This window comes from Stenotrophomonas sp. 8(2023) (assembly GCF_030345295.1).
GTDB lineage: Bacteria > Pseudomonadota > Gammaproteobacteria > Xanthomonadales > Xanthomonadaceae > Stenotrophomonas > Stenotrophomonas muris.
In genome coordinates this window covers 1,894,336-1,910,661 of record NZ_CP128404.1, presented here as the reverse complement: position 1 = coordinate 1,910,661, position 16,326 = coordinate 1,894,336, and the positions used below count along the sequence as shown (strand labels likewise).

13 protein-coding genes are annotated in these 16,326 nt (G+C 67.4%); 4 read left to right on the top strand and 9 right to left on the bottom strand.

The features are described from left to right. Nucleotides 1-47 precede the first annotated feature (47 nt). Nucleotides 48-3,167 carry a discoidin domain-containing protein gene (locus QP609_RS08960; RefSeq protein WP_197620948.1) on the top strand — a complete coding sequence of 1,040 codons (3,120 nt, stop codon included), beginning with the start codon at nucleotides 48-50 and terminating at the stop codon, nucleotides 3,165-3,167. A 59-nt stretch (nucleotides 3,168-3,226) separates the two neighbouring features. Here QP609_RS08960 and QP609_RS08955 read toward each other — a convergent pair whose 3' ends face one another. The 9 genes from QP609_RS08955 to QP609_RS08915 form a co-directional block, all read right to left on the bottom strand. Further along, entirely contained in the window at nucleotides 3,227-4,204 is a 978-nt protein-coding gene (locus QP609_RS08955; RefSeq protein ID WP_197620947.1) for an ABC transporter substrate-binding protein, read from the bottom strand. Nucleotides 4,205-4,220: 16 nt separating this feature from the next. After that, nucleotides 4,221-5,966, bottom strand: a complete 1,746-nt coding sequence (locus QP609_RS08950; protein ID WP_197620946.1) for an amino acid ABC transporter permease/ATP-binding protein — start codon at nucleotides 5,964-5,966, stop codon at nucleotides 4,221-4,223. Further along, a complete protein-coding gene (locus QP609_RS08945; protein ID WP_164077574.1) occupies nucleotides 5,963-6,514 on the bottom strand; it encodes a GNAT family N-acetyltransferase in 552 nt (183 codons plus the stop codon). The genes QP609_RS08950 and QP609_RS08945 overlap by 4 nt, the downstream gene beginning before the upstream one ends. Next, a complete protein-coding gene (locus QP609_RS08940) occupies nucleotides 6,511-7,731 on the bottom strand; it encodes a M20 aminoacylase family protein (protein WP_310760047.1) in 1,221 nt (406 codons plus the stop codon). The genes QP609_RS08945 and QP609_RS08940 overlap by 4 nt, the downstream gene beginning before the upstream one ends. 4 nt (nucleotides 7,732-7,735) lie before the next feature. Beyond that, a complete protein-coding gene (locus QP609_RS08935) occupies nucleotides 7,736-9,079 on the bottom strand; it encodes an LLM class flavin-dependent oxidoreductase (protein ID WP_197620944.1) in 1,344 nt (447 codons plus the stop codon). Between the two features lie 18 nt (nucleotides 9,080-9,097). After that, entirely contained in the window at nucleotides 9,098-10,075 is a 978-nt protein-coding gene (locus tag QP609_RS08930) for an MsnO8 family LLM class oxidoreductase (protein ID WP_197620943.1), read from the bottom strand. A gap of 14 nt (nucleotides 10,076-10,089) precedes the next feature. Further along, the gene (locus QP609_RS08925; RefSeq protein WP_032960011.1) at nucleotides 10,090-10,452 is read right to left on the bottom strand and encodes a DUF3088 family protein; all 363 of its coding nucleotides are present in this window, start codon (nucleotides 10,450-10,452) and stop codon (nucleotides 10,090-10,092) included. A gap of 156 nt (nucleotides 10,453-10,608) precedes the next feature. Further along, complete coding sequence (msuE, locus tag QP609_RS08920) at nucleotides 10,609-11,190, bottom strand: FMN reductase (RefSeq protein ID WP_032960012.1); 582 nt, start codon at nucleotides 11,188-11,190, stop codon at nucleotides 10,609-10,611. 117 nt (nucleotides 11,191-11,307) lie between these two features. Then, entirely contained in the window at nucleotides 11,308-13,884 is a 2,577-nt protein-coding gene (locus QP609_RS08915) for a TonB-dependent receptor (RefSeq protein WP_197620942.1), read from the bottom strand. A 331-nt stretch (nucleotides 13,885-14,215) separates the two neighbouring features. Here QP609_RS08915 and QP609_RS08910 point away from each other — a divergent pair, with 331 nt between their 5' ends. The 3 genes from QP609_RS08910 to QP609_RS08900 all read left to right on the top strand — a co-directional run bounded on the left by QP609_RS08910 (nucleotide 14,216) and on the right by QP609_RS08900 (nucleotide 16,321). Continuing rightward, entirely contained in the window at nucleotides 14,216-15,217 is a 1,002-nt protein-coding gene (locus QP609_RS08910) for a helix-turn-helix domain-containing protein (RefSeq protein WP_197620941.1), read from the top strand. Nucleotides 15,218-15,311: 94 nt separating this feature from the next. Continuing rightward, nucleotides 15,312-15,746 carry a BLUF domain-containing protein gene (locus QP609_RS08905; RefSeq protein ID WP_075076785.1) on the top strand — a complete coding sequence of 145 codons (435 nt, stop codon included), beginning with the start codon at nucleotides 15,312-15,314 and terminating at the stop codon, nucleotides 15,744-15,746. Nucleotides 15,747-15,922: 176 nt separating this feature from the next. Further along, nucleotides 15,923-16,321, top strand: a complete 399-nt coding sequence (locus QP609_RS08900) for a chemotaxis protein CheW (protein WP_289213940.1) — start codon at nucleotides 15,923-15,925, stop codon at nucleotides 16,319-16,321. Nucleotides 16,322-16,326: the final 5 nt, after the last annotated feature.

Sequence of the window (16,326 nt, the reverse complement as noted above, 5' to 3'; positions counted from 1 at the left end):
AGCGTAGCGCTCGCCCGATTCCGGTCGAACCTGCGAGGCAGTCCGTAATGACGTTGCGCGCCGAACGCTCCAAGGTCTCCCGCTCAGCTATCCCATGGCGATCTGCCGCCGCCCTGCTGTTGGCCGCCCTGGCCTCCAGCGCACAGGCACAGACCCTCCCCCCGCGCAGCCAATGGCAGGCCAGCAGTTCCTCGCAGCAGGTACCGGCGATGGCGATCGGCCACCTGATCGACGGCGACCCGAAGACCGTGACCGGCGGCGCCTTCAGCCCCGGCCACTGGTTCCAGATCGATCTGGGCGCGCCCACCCTGCTGGCCGGTGCGCGCCTTACCTGGGATGTCTCCAACCCGGAAGGCTATTCACTGCAGACCTCGCTGGACGGCACGCAGTGGCAGACCGCGTACACGATGGCCGATTCACTGGGCGACGTGGAAACGCTGTACTTCGCGCCGCGGCAGGCACGCTACCTGCGGCTGGCCAGCCCGCAGCGCACCTCCGATTGGGGCGTGTCGATCTTCGAGATGGAGCCACTGGACAGCACGCTCAGCGCACGCATCAGCGGTATCGATGCAACGCAGGCAGCGGCGCTCTGGCAAGGCGGCGGCACCGTCGCGATGCCGGCCGGGGCAAATGGATCCCATACGTTCGAGATCACGCTGCCGCGGGCCCAATCAACGGCTGGCCTGGTCGTCGACTGGGCCGATGGCGCGCGCGGCGCCGCGCGACTGCAGGTGCAGGATGCACAGGGCCGTTGGCAGGACCTCGCACACGATGCACAAGCGGCCAATCATCGGCAAAGCTGGCTGGCCGCCACTGCAGCACAACCCTTACGTACATTCCGCCTGAGCGTGGACGGCGCTGCACCGCAGATCGCGCGCCTGCGCCTGCTCGGCCCGAAAGCCGTGATGACGCCGATGAAGCGCTACCAGATCGCTGCCAGCGGCGCGCAGCGTGCGCTGTTCCCGGCGTCGCTGCAGATGCAGCAGACTTATTGGACGGCCGTCGGTGTGCACGCAGGACGACAGAAATCGATCTTCGACGAATACGGCAATCTGGAAGCCTTCAAGGGCGCGCCGTTGGTGCAGCCGATCTGGCGCAATGCCGATGGCCAAACCGCCGGCGCCGCCGCGCAGGCCATGCAGCATGCCCTGCGCGACGGCTGGAAGCCGATGCCCTCCGCTACGTGGTCACCGCAGCCCGGGCTGGAGTTGCGCAGCGAGGTATTCGCCGTCGAGCGCAACGGCCAGCCGGTAACGTTCCTGCGTCATCGCCTGCACAACACCGGAAAAACCCGGATCGACGGCACGCTCAGCCTGGTCGTGCGCCCGATGCAGATGAACCCGCCATGGCAGAACGGCGGGCTGTCACCGATCCGCGATGTGGCCATCGACAGGCAATCCGTGCGCATCAATGGCCGCACGCTGCTGCAGTCGCTCACGCCAGTGGCTGCGTCCGGCGCGGCGCCGTTCGGCAGGGATGGCGCCACGGAAATCACCGCGGACATCGCTGCCGGCCAACTGCCTTCCGCGCAACAGGCGCATGATGACCAGGGTCTTGCCTCGGCTGCGTTGGACTACCGCATCTCGTTGGCGCCGGGAACCAGCGATGCCATCGTGGTCGCGTTCCCGTTGGGCACCGCCGCCGCGGATGCCAATGGCGTGCTGCCCGAAGCGCCTGCGCTGGATCTGGCCACGCTTCCCCGCGATGCCAATGCGGCGTTCGATTCACTGGCCACGCAGGCGTCCGCGGACTGGCAGGCACGGCTGGGCCAGGTCGGCCTGCGCCTGCCCGACCCATCACTGGTGGACATGCTGCGCGCGCAGGCCGCCTACATGCTGATCAACCAGACCGGCCCGGCGATGCAGCCCGGCCCGCGCAACTACAACCGCTCCTTCATCCGCGACGGCATGGCCACCTCGGCCGTGCTGCTGCGCATGGGCGAGGCCAAGGTCGCGCGCGACTACCTGGCCTGGTACAGCGAACACGGCGTACATGCCAACGGCCTGGTCTCGCCGATCCTCAATGACGATGGCAGCGTCAACACCGGCTTCGGTTCGGACATCGAGTACGACAGCCAGGGCCAGTACGTGGCGCTGGTCGCCGACGTTGCACGGCTGGATGGCGGACCCGAGTCGGTGCGTGACTACCTGCCGAAGGTGAAGGCCGCGCTGCACTTCCTGCAGGAACTGCGCGAGCGCACGCTGGTGCCCGGTTACAAGGCTGACCAGCCTGCCCCGGAACGCTTTGCGGGCATCCTTGCACCATCGATCAGCCATGAGGGCTATCCATCACCCACCCACAGCTACTGGGATGACTACTGGGGCCTGAAGGGGTGGCACGACGGCGCGTGGCTGGCCGAGGCGCTGGGCGACCACGAAACCGCCCGTTGGGCGCGCGAGCAGTACAAAGCGCTGTACGACGCATTGCGTGCCTCGATCCGCGCAACGATGGCGTGGAAGGGCATCGACTTCATTCCGTCATCGGCCGATCTGGGCGATGGTGACCCCACGGGCGTGTCGATCGCCCTGGACCCGACCGGCGCGCAGAGCGTGTTGCCGGCAGATGCGTTGCGGACCACCTTCGCCCGCTACCTGGAAGACGTGCGCAAGCGCAGCCAGCCCGGTGCGCTGTATGCCTACACGCCGTACGAGATCCGCAACGTGCTGAGCTATGTGCACCTGGGCCAGCCAGACGTGGCTGACGAGCTGCTGCAGGGCCTGCTTCATGACCGGCGCCCGCTTGAATGGCAGGTGCTGGCCGAAGTAGTGCATTCACGGCTGCGCTTCCCGCGCTACCTCGGCGACATGCCGCATACCTGGATCGGCGCCGAGTACGGCCGCACGCTGTTCGGCATGCTGATGCGCGAAGACGATGATGCGCTCTCGCTGCTGCCGGGCACACCGCCCTCGTGGGTGGCGGGGGATGGATTGGCGGTGGAACGCCTGCCGACGGCGTATGGCACATTGCAGATGCAGGCGCGGCAGCGCGACGGGGTGCTGAAGGTGGGGCTTGGCAAAGGGCTGCGCGACGGAACGGCGGTGAAGGTCTGGTGGCCGGCGCGCACGATGCCGAAGACGGTGCGTGTGGACGGACGCAGCGTTTCCGACTTCGACGCCGAGGGCGTGCGCCTGGCGAAACCGTTCAGAACGCTGGAGGCGCGTTGGTAAAGCAGCCGAGCATGGCTCGGCTCTACAAAAGCGGAGGTCGCGCCGGGCCACGCCCGGTGTCATTGCAACGTCGGCAATCCCGGCGGATTGGTCTGCGACTGCGGCACGGCTTCCTCGGCCACATTCCACCGTTTCAGCGCCTGCGCGTAGGTGCCACTGGCGATCTGGGTGTTCAGCGCCTGCGTCACCGCGTCGGCCAGGCCGCTGCCCTTGCGCGTGGTCACCGAGATCGCCGCAGCGTTCGGCCAGCCACCGGGGAACAGGCCGACGCGCCGCACCTTGCCGTCGCGCGCCGAATAGGCGCCGGTGGCGTTGGGCTCGAACGACACATCGGCACGGCCGGTGATCACCGCCAGCCGGCCCACCACGGCGTCATCGAAGTACTGGTATTCCACCGGTTTCAATCCCGCCGCGATGTTCTGCTGGTCCCACTGCCGCAGGATCTGGTCCTGGTTGGTGCTGGCACCCACCACCACCTTCAGCCCGGCCACATCGGCCGGCTTCTCGATCTTCTGGATCGGCCCGTCTGCGCGCGTGTAGATGCCCAGCAGGTCGAAACGGTAGCTGGAGAAATCGAACTTCTTCTTGCGCTCTTCGGTAACCGTCACGTTCGACAGCACCGCATCGTACTTGCCTGATTCCAGACCCAGCGGCCAGTCGGCCCAGGCCACCGGCACGATCACCACTTTCAGGCCCAGCGCATCGGCGATCAGGCGCGCGATGTCGGGCTCGATGCCCACAACGTCCTTGCTGTCGGCCCCGTAGTCGGCCAGCGGCAGCTGCCCTGGATGGGTGGCCACGGTGAACGACCCGGGCGTGACGAAGCGATACCCCTTGGGGATCAATGCCTGCGCCTCTGGATCGAACGTGCCTTTCAACACCGCCGTGTTCGCACCGGCCAGGCTGGTCGCGGCCACGGTGCCGGCATCCGGTGCCTGCCGCACGCGCGAATAGACGATACCGGTGATGCCGATGACCAGCACGCCCACGATCAACAGGGTGCTGCGTGAGGGACGACGCGGTGCTGCAGGGCTCATGGTGTTCCTTTCTCGGTTACAGGGTCTTGGCCAGGAAATCGGCGGTGCGCTGCTGGCGCGGGCGTTCGAACAGCACCTCGGGCGTGCCCTGCTCGATCACCCGGCCCTGGTCCATCATCACCACGTGGTCGGCCACGCGGCGGGCGAAGCTCAGCTCATGGGTGACGATCACCAGCGTGGTGCCGGAGCGGGCCAGCTCCTCGATCACGCTCAGCACCTCGGCCACCAGTTCCGGGTCCAGCGCCGAGGTCGGTTCGTCGAACAACAGCACCTTCGGCTGCAGGGCCAGCGCGCGGGCAATCGCGATGCGCTGCTGCTGGCCACCGGACAGCTGGCGCGGGAAGGCATCGGCCTTGTCGGCCAGGCCAACCCGTTCCAGCAGCGTGCGCGCCTGCTGCTCGGCCTGCGCGCGCGGCACGCCACGCACCGCGATCGGTGCCTCGATGATGTTCTCCAGCGCGGTCAGGTGCGGGAACAGGTTGAAGCCCTGGAACACCATGCCCACTTCTGCACGGCGGCGTCGGATCTCGCGCTCGGGCAGCTCGTACAGGGTGTCGCCCTCGCGGCGGTAGCCGATCAGCTGGCCGCCGACAGTCACGTAACCGCCGTCGGCGCGTTCCAGGTGGTTGATCAGCCGCAGCAGCGTGGACTTGCCGGCGCCCGAAGGGCCGATCAGCACGGTCACGCTGCCGGCGCGCAGGTCCAGGTTCACGTCTTCCAGCACCGGCTGGTCGCCAAACACCTTGCCTACGCCATGCAGCGACACCGCCGCGCCCTCGCCCGCTTCAACCTGGGGGGCGATACGCGGGCGGCTTGCTACTCGCGGTGCGGCTTCGCTCTGCACACGCGGGGGCGATGACACCCGCGACACCGAGCGCTCGCGCTGCAGCTGGCCGCGCGCGAAGCGTTGCTCCACGCGCCGCTGCAACAGCGACAGCACGGTAAGGATCACCAGGTACCAGACGGTGGCCACCATCAGCAGCGGCACCACCTCCAGATTGCGGCGGTAGATCACCTGCACGGTGTAGAACAGCTCCGGCAGCGCCAGCACGTAGACCACCGAGGTGCTCTTGGCCAGGCCGATCACATCGTTGAACGCGGCCGGCAGGATCGAACGCATCGCCTGCGGCAGGATGATGCGGCGCACCTGGCGGCCACGCGGCAGGCCAAGTGCCGCTGCCGCCTCGTACTGGCCATGGTCGACCGAGAGGATGCCACCGCGGATCACTTCGGCCGAGAACGCGGCCTGATTCAAGGTGAGGCCCAGCACTGCGGCGGTGAACGCGCCGATCAGCTGCGTGGTCGGGTACGAGAACAGGCTGATGCCGGTGAACGGCACGCCCAGTTCGATAGTGCTGTACAGGTAGCCCAGGTTGTTCAGCAGCAGCAACAGCACCAGCAGCGGGATCGAGCGGAACAGCCATACATAGCCCCACGACACCGCCGACAGCAGGGGCGAGCCGGACACGCGGGCCAGCGCCAGCAAGGTACCCAGCGCGAAGCCGAGGCCGGTACCGAGCGCGGTCAGCAAAAGCGTGCGACCCAGGCCTTCCAGCACCGGGCGCGCGAAGAACCACTCGGCGAACGTGCCCCAGCCCCAGCGCGGATTGCCCAGCACGGATTGCAGCCCGATCAGGATCAGCGCCAGTGCCAGCACCGTGCCGAAGACCTGCAGCGGATGCCGGGCCGGCACGATCTTCAGCGCCGGTGCTGGCGCGGGGGGTGCGGCAATGCCATCCAGCGCAGTCGAAGGCGTGCTCATGCGTGGGCTCCGTGCAGCATGGCCTGTGATGGCACAACGACCGGCGCCGATACGCTCAGGTGCTTCTCGAACGGCAGATGCGCGATGGTTTCCGGGTCGGCCTGCAGGTCGAACAGCGCGGTATAGCCGTGGCTGAGGTACAGGCCGACGGCTTCAGGCTGGCGGAAGCCGGTGGTCAGGAACACCCGCCGGTACCCTTGCCGCGCCGCCTGGTCTTCCAGTTCCTGAAGCACGCGACGCGCGATGCCCTGCCGGCGCAGCCCGGGCAGCGTCCAGATACGTTTGAATTCGGCGGTGTCCGGATCGCGGTGCGGCATGAAGGCGCCGCCGGAGATCGCCACACCATCGCGCAGCAGCAGCACGAACGCGCCTACCGGCGCCGCGAAGGCCTGCGCCGGATAGCGTTGCAGCTCCTCGCGGGCGCTGCCGCCGATGCGTCGGCGCACGTCGGCGTAACGGATGTCGTACTCCTGCTCCAGGCCATCGAACAGCGGCCGCGCCAGCGGATCATCCACCGACGTATAGAGGAAGCGTTCGTTGCTGCTCATGCCACGTCCTTCACCAGATAGTCTTCGGCCAGCCGAGCCCACAGGCTGGCAGCGGGTGCAATGGCGGCGTCGTTGAACACATAGCGCGGGCTGTGCAACGGTGCGCTGTCGCCGTTGCCGACGAACACGAAACTCCCGGGCCGTGCCTGCAACAGGAAAGCGAAGTCCTCGCTGGCGGTGCGCGGCGCGAACTCCGGCACCACCTGTTCGTGGCCGAAGCCCTGTACGGCCACGTCGCGGATGTAGGCGGTCTGCTGCGGGTGGTTGATCACGCTGGGGAAGCCACGCGGGAACTCGATTTCGGCGCGTGCCCCGAAAGCGGCAGCGGTCTGCTCGGCAATCCCGGTCACCCGGCGGCGCAGCGTGTCGCGCACCTCGGGCAGGTAGGCGCGCACGGTCAGCTTCAGCTCGACCACGTCCGGAATCACATTGGCGGCCTGCCCACCGTGGATCGAACCGACGGTGACCACGCCCATCTGCCGCGGGTCGACATTGCGCGACACCACACTCTGCAATGCAGTGATGATGTGCGCGGCGACCAGGATCGGGTCCACGCTGCCCTGCGGCTCGGCACCGTGGCCGCCCTTGCCGATCACCTTCAGCCGCGCCCAGTCGACCGACGCCATCGCCGGGCCGTCGACGAAGCCGAAGTGGCCGACCGGTACGCCGGGCCAGTTGTGCAGCCCATAGATCGCATCCACCGGGAAGCGCTCGAACAGGCCGTCGGCAATCATCTTCGATGCACCCGAGCCGGTTTCCTCGGCTGGCTGGAACACCAGCTGCAAGGTGCCGTCGATAGTGCCGTGATGGGCCAGGTAATGCGCGGCAGACAGCAGGATGGCGGTGTGACCATCATGGCCGCAGGCATGCATCAGGCCGTCGGTCTGGCTGGCGTAGACCAGCCCCGAGTCTTCGTGGATCGGCAAGGCATCGATGTCCGCACGCAGCCCCAGCCGACGGCCGCCCTGCCCACGCTGCAACGTGCCGACCACGCCGGTGCCGCCAAGACCGGTGGTCACCTCATAGCCCCACTGCTGCAGCAACTCGGCCACACGGGCGCTGGTGCGGTGCTCCTCGAAGGCCAGCTCCGGGTGGCGGTGCAGGTCATGGCGGATCGCGATGGTGGCCTCGGCGCGTGCCGCGATCTCGGGCAATACGCCCGTCGTTTGGGAATCCCGCCGGGCATGGCCCGTTGCTGCCGCAGTGTCTCCGCTCATTGCCCTACCCCGCCTTCCGCGCCGGCTCGGCATCGGTCGAATGGCGGCTGGCCTTGTACGGCAGGCCCAGATGCTCGCGCAGGGTCTGCCCTTCCAGCTCGCGCTGGTGGTAGCCGCGCGCCTGCAGGATCGGCAGCACCTGGGTCACGAAATCGTCCAGGCCTTCGCGCTGTGCCGCAAAACCGAGGATGAAGCCGTCGCTGGCACCGGCATCGAACCAGCGGATCAGCTCATCGGCCACGCGCTCCGGCGTACCGATGAAGTTCGGTCGTGGACTCACGGCTTCCAATGCCACCTGGCGCAGGCTCAGCCCCTTCTCCCGCGCATCCTGCTTGATGCGGTCGGTGGTGGAACGGAACGAGTTGCTGCCGATCTCACCCAGCTCCGGGAACGGCGCGTCCGGATCGTACTGGCTGAAATCGTGGTGATCGAAGAAGCGTCCCAGGTACGCCAGTGCATCCTCCAGCGTGGCCAGTGCGGCGATTGCCTGGTACTTGGCTTCGGCCTCCTCTGCGGTACGGCCGACGATGGGGCCGATGCCCGGGAAGATCTTCACGTCGTTGCCGCTGCGGCCATGCGCGATCGCCGAGTTCTTCACCTTCTGGGTGAACGCGCGGGTTTCTTCCAGCGACGGCGAATGGGTGAACACCGCATCGGCGTACTTGCCGGCCAGCGCGATGCCATCGTCGGACGAACCGGCCTGGAAGATCACCGGCTGGCCCTGTGGCGAACGCTGGATGTTGAGCGGGCCTTCCACCTGGAAGAAGCGGCCCTTGTGGTCGAGGCGGCGGAACTTTTCCGGCGCGAAGAACGTACCGCTGTCGCGCTCGCGCACGAAGGCATCGTCATCCCAGGAATCCCACAGCCCCTGCACCACCTCCAGGTACTCGTCGGCGATCTGGTAGCGCAGTGCATGCTCGGGATGTGGGCGGCCATAATTGCGACCCGAGCCCTCCAACGGCGACGTCACCACGTTCCAGCCGGCGCGGCCGCCGCTGAGCAGATCCAGCGAGGCGAATTGACGGGCGACGGTGAATGGGTCGCTGTAGGACGTCGACAGCGTGCCGGCCAGGCCGATCTTCTTCGTGGCCGTGGCCAGCGCCGACAGCAGCGAGATCGGCTCGAAGCGGTTGAGGAAATGCGGGATCGACTTCTCGTTGATGTACAGGCCGTCGGCCACGAAGCCGAAGGCGATGCCATTGTCTTCGGCGGTGCGAGCGATGTCGATGTAGAACTGCAGGTTGACGCTGGCATCGGCCGGGTTGGACGGGTGCTTCCAGGCATGCATGTGGCTGCCGGGGCCCTGCAGCATGATGCCGAACGGAACGTGGCGCGGGGTCGTGCTCATGGGAAACGCTCCTGCAGGTCAGGCCACCGCCGCGCGCGGCGCGGGCGACAGCAGTTCAAGGGATGTCAGGCGTGCGTCGAGGTCGGCCACCGGCGCATCGAGGATGAACTCGCCCACGCCGAAACGCCGGTGCAGCGCATCCAGTTCGCCGCGCACGTGCTGCGCATCACCGGACAGCACGCTGGGGCGCGTTTCCTCGATGCGGAAGTCGGCCACCCCCACCTGGCGCGCGTACTCGGCAGCTGCCTCGGCGCTGGGCAGGTTCACCGCCTGCCCGGGACCGAGGTGCAGCTTGTAGACGCGCAGCGCACCGATATGACGCGAAGCGGCTTCCGCAGTCGGTGCGGCGAAGGCCACCGTGGCCAGCAGCGGCGGCTGCGAGGCGACGCTGCGGTAGGCGTCGAACGCGGCCTCGATGTGCTTCGGGTCACCATCGAAGTGCGCGGCGTAGACGAAGCGCCAGCCCAGTTCGGCCGCCTGCTTTGCACTCTGTGGACTTGCGCCGAGCAGGAAACGCTCCGGCGCCTGCTGCGGAAGCGGCCACGCCAGCGCCTCGCTTTCGGCGCCGGCCAGATAACCCTCCAGGTCGCGCAGTTGCTGGTCGAAATCAGCGAACGGCGGACGCCCGGCTGCCAGCGCGGCAGTCGAGGCCGGCAGGCCGCCGGGGGCCTTGCCCACGCCCAGATCCACGCGCCCCGGCGCCAGCGCCGCCAGCAGGTTGAAGTTCTCCGCCACCTTGTACGGCGCGTAGTGGCGCAGCATCACCCCGCCACTGCCGATGCGGATGCGCCGGGTCTGCGCCAGCACCCAGGCCGCCAGCACTTCCGGTGCAGGGCTGGCCAACGTCGGTGCGGCATGGTGCTCGGCAAACCAGTAGCGGTGATAGCCCAGCTGTTCGGCGCGCTGCGCCAGCTGCAGGCTGTTGCGCAGCGCCTGCTCCGGCGAAGCGCCCTCGGCTACCGGGCTCTTGTCCAGCACGCTGATCTGATAGCTCACGGTCGCGTCCTCGCTCAGGGGTGGGCCACGGGAATGCCGAGCAATCCGTTCAGTGCGGCCAGGATCGGTTCGGCACCGGAGATGTACTGCCGGTCCTGGTGCGCGCCACTGGCCAGGTCGCTGCGTACGCCCTGCGGCAGCACCAGCTTGGGCAACGACTGGTCCTGCTCGCCGATCTCGGCGATCACCTCGCGGCGCGGCCGCGCGAAGCCGATGCGACGTACGTCCAGCTGCGCATCAAGGCCGTCGATGCTCGACAGTGCACCTTCCAGTAACAGGCTGTGCCGGCAGAAGAAGCGCTGGCCGGGAATCTGGCCGTCCTCGAACTCGCGATCGAGCAGGAACAGGATGGGTTTGCTTGCTGCGTCGAGCGTCACTGGGGGGTCCTCATCTGGGCCGGCAATGCGATGCCGCTTCGATATCGATGCTAGAGATGCCGGCGGCTGCGGCAGCGACGCCTGGCGACAATCGGCGGTCAGATCCGGCCATGCAGATGCGGCGTGGCCATAAGCAAAGCGCCGCCGGTTATGGCGTCAGGCGATGCGTCGCAGCGGCGCCGCTACCGCCAGCGCCTGCGTCGCCAGGTGGCCGGCCGCACGCTCGGCTGCCAGCGCGATGCGTGCCTGCAAGGCAGCACTGTTGATGTGCTCGCCGTCGAAGTCGGCAGGCGTGGCATACACCCCGATCGGCAGCGTGTGCGCCTGCAGGAAACTGAACAACGGCCGCAACTGGTGGTCGATCACCAGCGCATGGCGCTCGCTGCCACCGGTCGCCGCCAGCAGCACCGGCGTATCCACCAGCGCCTCCAGCCCGACGAAGTCGACCAGGTGCTTGAACAACCCGGGATACGAGCCGCGATAGACCGGCGCGGCCACCACCAGCAGCTCTGCGGCCTCGATGCTCTGCAGCGCCTGCTCCACCTCCGGCCCCGCCTCATCGCGCGACAACGACTGGCCCAGCGAGCGCGCGATCGGCGCCAGCTCCACCAGCTCCACGCTGGCATGCACGCGTTGCTGCAGCGACGCCAGCAGATGCCGCACCAGCAGCAACGTGCGCGATGTCGCCGAACTGGTCGGCGACCCCACCAATGCAACCACCTTCAATGCAGAAGACATGAATTGCTCCTCGATAATGCCGAACTACCTCCGGCCGCACTTCGTCTTTTGTAGAGCCGAGCCATGCTCGGCTGCTTCCCGCCTTTGTAGAGCCGAGCCATGCTCGGCTGCCCCAGATCAGAACCGGTAACTGATCCGCCCATACCAATACGCCCCGACGTTGCCCAACACGTCGCCGTTGTCCCAGGTCGTCTCGATGCTGGCCACATCGGTAGCACTGCGCGCGTACTCCGGCACCTTGCGCGTGCGCTTGTCGAACACATTGTTGATCCCCAGCGCCGCGCTCCAGCCCGCCCCCAGCTCCACGCCGCCGGACAGGTTGGTCACCAGCACCGGCGGCTGCTTGTACTCCACGCCGTTGTTCAGGCGCTTGATCGGGCCGTAGTAGGTGAAATCGACGTTCGAGCGCCAGCGCCCGTTCTGCCAGCCCAGCCCGGCTACCTGGGTGTAGCTGGGCGTGCGGAAGCGCAGCGCGTATTCGCTGCTCTTGGTCAGCAGGTTGATGTTCGGCAGCCCCTGCAGCGCCGCCGGAATGTCGCTCACCTTCTGGATGGTGGTACGGCCGACGTTGGCCGCGTAGCTCCAGCGCAGCTTGCCCCACGCAGTGTCCTGGTTGGCTTCCAGGGTCAGCTCGACACCGCGCGTGCGGGTATTGCCCACATTGGTGAAGTAGCTGGCGTAGAACGCATCACCCGGCAGGATGCTGATGCCGGCCGAACCCAGCAGCGCATCGATGGTGTTCTTCTGCGCCGCGCTCAGCACCGTACCGCTGTTGTCGGTGATGCGCGCCGGATCCTGCGCGTTGTAGCCGATCTGGCTGGACTGGCCCAGCTGGCCACGGATGTCGATCTGGTACGCATCCACGGCCAGATGGAATGCGGGGCTCGGGTCCCAGGTCACGCCCAGGCTGTAGTTGGTGGCTTTCTCGGGCTTCAGCGGCGTAGCACCCAGCGCAACCGCCGCCGGTGAAGACACCTGCGCCACCAGCGTGGTCCCGCACGGGCAGCTGCCCGTGGCCTGGTAGAACTGTGCGCCCAGGCTGGGCGCATGGAAGCCGTTGCTGACCGTCGCGCGTACACCCAACGCGTCGGTGAAGTCGAAGCGCGTGGTCAGGCGGCCAGTGGACACGCTGCCGAAGTCGGAATGATCTTCCCAGCGCGCCGCTGCATCCAGATACCAGCGCGAGGTGATGTTGCTGGCCGCGCCCACATAGACCGCCTTGCTGTTGCGCGTCGCCTTCACCGCATCGGCGGTGGAGTAGCCCACGAACGCGGCTGCACCGAAGCCGGTGTACGACTCCCACTGCCCGGCCCCGCGTTCGTACTGTTCGTGCTGGTACTCGGCGCCTGCGCTCACTTCCAGCGGCGACGCAAAGGCCGCCACCTCGAAGCCACGGCGCAGGTCGAGGTTGGCGATCCCCTGCTGGTAGTCCAGCTTGCCGTCATAGAAGTCAGTGGGCGAACCGGGATACGGCAGCGAGTAGTTCACCGCGTTGCGGGTATAGGTGCGCACCGTGCTGCGGTTGCCGGTCAGGCTGGCGTCGTAATCCCAGCCCGCGATCTGCCCCTTCACGCCCGCAGTGCCGGTGTACTGCTTTTCCTTGGTCTCCAGCACCGGCAGGAAGCCATCGGGAAACACGCTCAGCACGCCGGGTGCCTTGTAGGTGGTGAAGATGGTCGCCGGCAGGCGGAAGTTCTGGATCGCCTGCGCGGTGCGGTCACTGGTCGTGGCGTTGGCGTAGAACTGCGCGCTCTCGCCCAGGCCATGGCCTGCATTCACTGCGAAAGCCTTCAACGCGTACGACGGCGAACTGAGGATGGTGTTGGCCTCGGCATCGCGGTTGGCCTCGGCCGGGTTCGGCGATGCACCCGTCGGCAAGCGATTGTTCGGGCGCAGTGCGACCCGGTTGCCGTTGGCATCTACTGCCGGATAGCTCAGGTAGCCATCGATGTAGCGACGGGTGCGGATCGCGTGGTGCTGCCGCGTGTTCTCGCCGGACAGGTTGACGAAGCCATCCTGGCCCCACGGCAGCCCGACATTGGCGCGCACGCTGGTACGCGAACCATCACCATCGATGCTCTGCCCGCTCTCCACCGACACATCGCCACCGTGCGCCTGCGATTTCAGGATCACGTTGACCACGCCGGTGATCGCGTCCGAGCCATAGATGGCCGACGCACCATCGCGCAGCACTTCCACGTGGTCGATGGCCGACACCGGAATCAACGCCAGGTCGGCCCAGGCGTGGCCCGGAAAGCCACCACCGTTTGCGCCACTCACGTAAGCGCTGGCATTGCGGCGCTTGCCGTTTACCAGCACCAGCGTGTAGCCCGGTGACAGGTTGCGCAGCTGGTAGCCACGGATCAGGCTCTCCTGGTCGCTCTGGTAGCCGCCGATCTGGCTCAGCGACGGCAGGCTGCGCTGCAGCGCTTCCAGCAGGTTGCCCTGCCCGGTGGCGGCGAGGTCCTCTGCAGAGATCACATCGATGGGCGTGGAACTGTTCTTCACCGTGCGCGTGCTGGTACGCGAACCGGTCACCACCACCGCATCCAGCGTGGACGCGGCCACGTTGGCCGTCGCGGCGGTGGCAGCAGGATCTGCGTCGGCTTCAGCCGCATGGCTGGGCGAGGCGGCAAGGATGGCTGTGATCAGAACAGCGAGAGTGCTCAGGACAGGGGCGTGGGCGGCAGGCATGGGGGCTCGTGGGGGTGGGCCGGAAACACGCTTCCATTCAAGGGCCTGTTCACCTGGTGCGACAGGCGCGATCGCGTCACCCAGCCGTAACATCCGGCCACCCACATGACCGCTGGTAATGACGTTAGGCGGCGCACACGCACGGGGTCCCCCCACGGAGTCGGATCCCTTTCCATAGGAAAGGGCTCTGACCCCACGCACGCCTCCCCACCACGGGGTCAGAGCCCTTCCTGCGGAAGGGATCCGACCCCGGTTCCCATATGCCCGCCCGGCATCACCTCATGCCCGCGCATCACGCAACGCCACGCACCGCCACCCGTAGCATCAGGCCATGCCCAGCCCACCCGCCGATCCAACCGCGCCGCTCGTTGCCATCGTCGCCTGCCACGGCCAGGGGCTGTTCGAATTCGGCTGCGCGGTTGGCCTGTTCGCGCCGGTGCGGCCGGAACTCGGCGTGGCCTGGTACCGCACCCAGCTGTGCGCAGGCGAACCCGGTGCGCTGCGCATGCTCGGCAACGCGCAGGTGCAGCTTCCCTACGATCTCAGCGCGGTTGATGACGCCGACATCATCGTCATCCCAGGTTGGCGCGAACCCAGCGAGCGCCCACCGCAGGCACTGCTCGATGCACTGATCCGTGCCCACGCACGCGGCGCGCGCATCGCCTCGATCTGCTCCGGTGCGTTCGTACTCGCCTGGGCTGGGCTGCTCGATAGCCGCCAGGCCACCACCCACTGGCGCCTCACCGAAGCGCTGGCACGCGAGTTCCCACGCATCGATGTGCGCGAGGATGCGCTGTACGTGGATACCGGCAGCATCATCACTTCGGCCGGCTCGGCCACCGGCATGGACATGATGCTGCACATGGTGCGCAAGGATTACGGCGCGCGCGTGGCCAACCTGGTGGCCGAACGGCTGGTCCTGGCACCATGGCGTGATGCCGGGCGCAGCCAGCGCGTCAGCCGCGCCATTCCCCACGGCGAGCCCACCCGCTTGGCAAAGCTGATGGAATGGATGCGCCGCAACCTGCGCGAGCCCCACTCACTGGGCAGCCTCGCCGAGCAGGCCGCGCTCAGCCAACGCACGCTGCAGCGGCAGTTCCTGGACGCCACCGGCCTGTCGCCGATCGACTGGCTGATCCGCGAGCGCGTGGCTTTCGCGCGCGAGCTGCTGGAAACCACTGACCGGCCGCTGCAGTGGATTGCAGAACAGGCCGGCTTTGGTTCGCAGGAATCGTTCCGTCGGCACTTCCGCGGTCAGGTCGACGCGAGCCCTACCGAGTACCGCAGCCAGCATCGCGGCGGTCTCGGTGCCGACCGGTTGGTGGGCTGTTGATCCAGTGCGCGGAGCCAAGCGTGGCGTGAGCAAAGCCTCACGACGGTCCGGGCTTGCGTGCGTATAGTGACGTGCGTCACAAGAAGCCCCTTCCATGCTCCATGCATTTGCTTACTCCAGCCGCATGTCGGCTGAGCTGTCCAATCAAGCCCTCCACCAGATCGTCTCGCAATCTGCCACGTTCAATCGCCGGGTGGACGTTACCGGTGCGCTGATCGTCGACGGGCAGCGGTTTTTCCAGTACATCGAAGGCCCGCCCGACGCCTTGGAAGCAGTCAAGCGCCGCATCCATGACAGCCGCTCGCATGCTGCCGTCGTGCCGGTACTGGACATGGCCATCAGCGCGCGTGCCGTTCCGTACTGGGCAATGACCCACATCGAGACCGGGCAGATCGTGGTGTCCGGCCTGGTGAATGCGCGCTGGGACGAGTTCGGCCACTCCATTCCGGGCATGGACCAGCTCGTCGGCCTGCTGCGTCCGCATTTTCCACGCGTCGGCACCGTCGGCGCGCCACGCGCAGCCGCCTGATAGACACTGAACCATCGCCTTGCACGCGCACGCCGACGTGGCCGCGCGTTGCGTCCAGGCGTCATCATCCAGATCTCCTTTCCCATCGTCTTCGCCACGCCCATCGCATGCCCGTACCCGCCCACCCTGCAACGGAAACACGCGCATCGCCTGCCGACCTGTTCGAGATCGTCGTCATGCGTGCAGGCACCGTCCTGTTCGCCATCGACATCCAGGCGGCGGTCGAAATCCGCGGTCCGGAGGCATTCGGCCCTGCAGACCGCAACGGCAGGCCGACCCTGGAGGTCCGTGGGCAACCGTTACCCGTCGTCGACCTGCGCCGCATGAGCGGCCAACCGGCATTCGAGGGTGGCAGCCCGGCCATGCTGCTGATCAACGCCGGCACCGCAACCCTGGCGCTGGCCGTGGACGAAGTGCTGGAGATCGAGACGCCGGACGCGAGCGCGAACACCCCCGAGCCTGCAGCGGGCCAATCGTTCTGCTTCTGCAGCCGGCACATTCAACTCGATCCGGCGCGCTCGGCTGCACTGATCGAACCGGCGGCACTGCTGGGCGCACTTGCCGCGCAGGGGTGACCGGC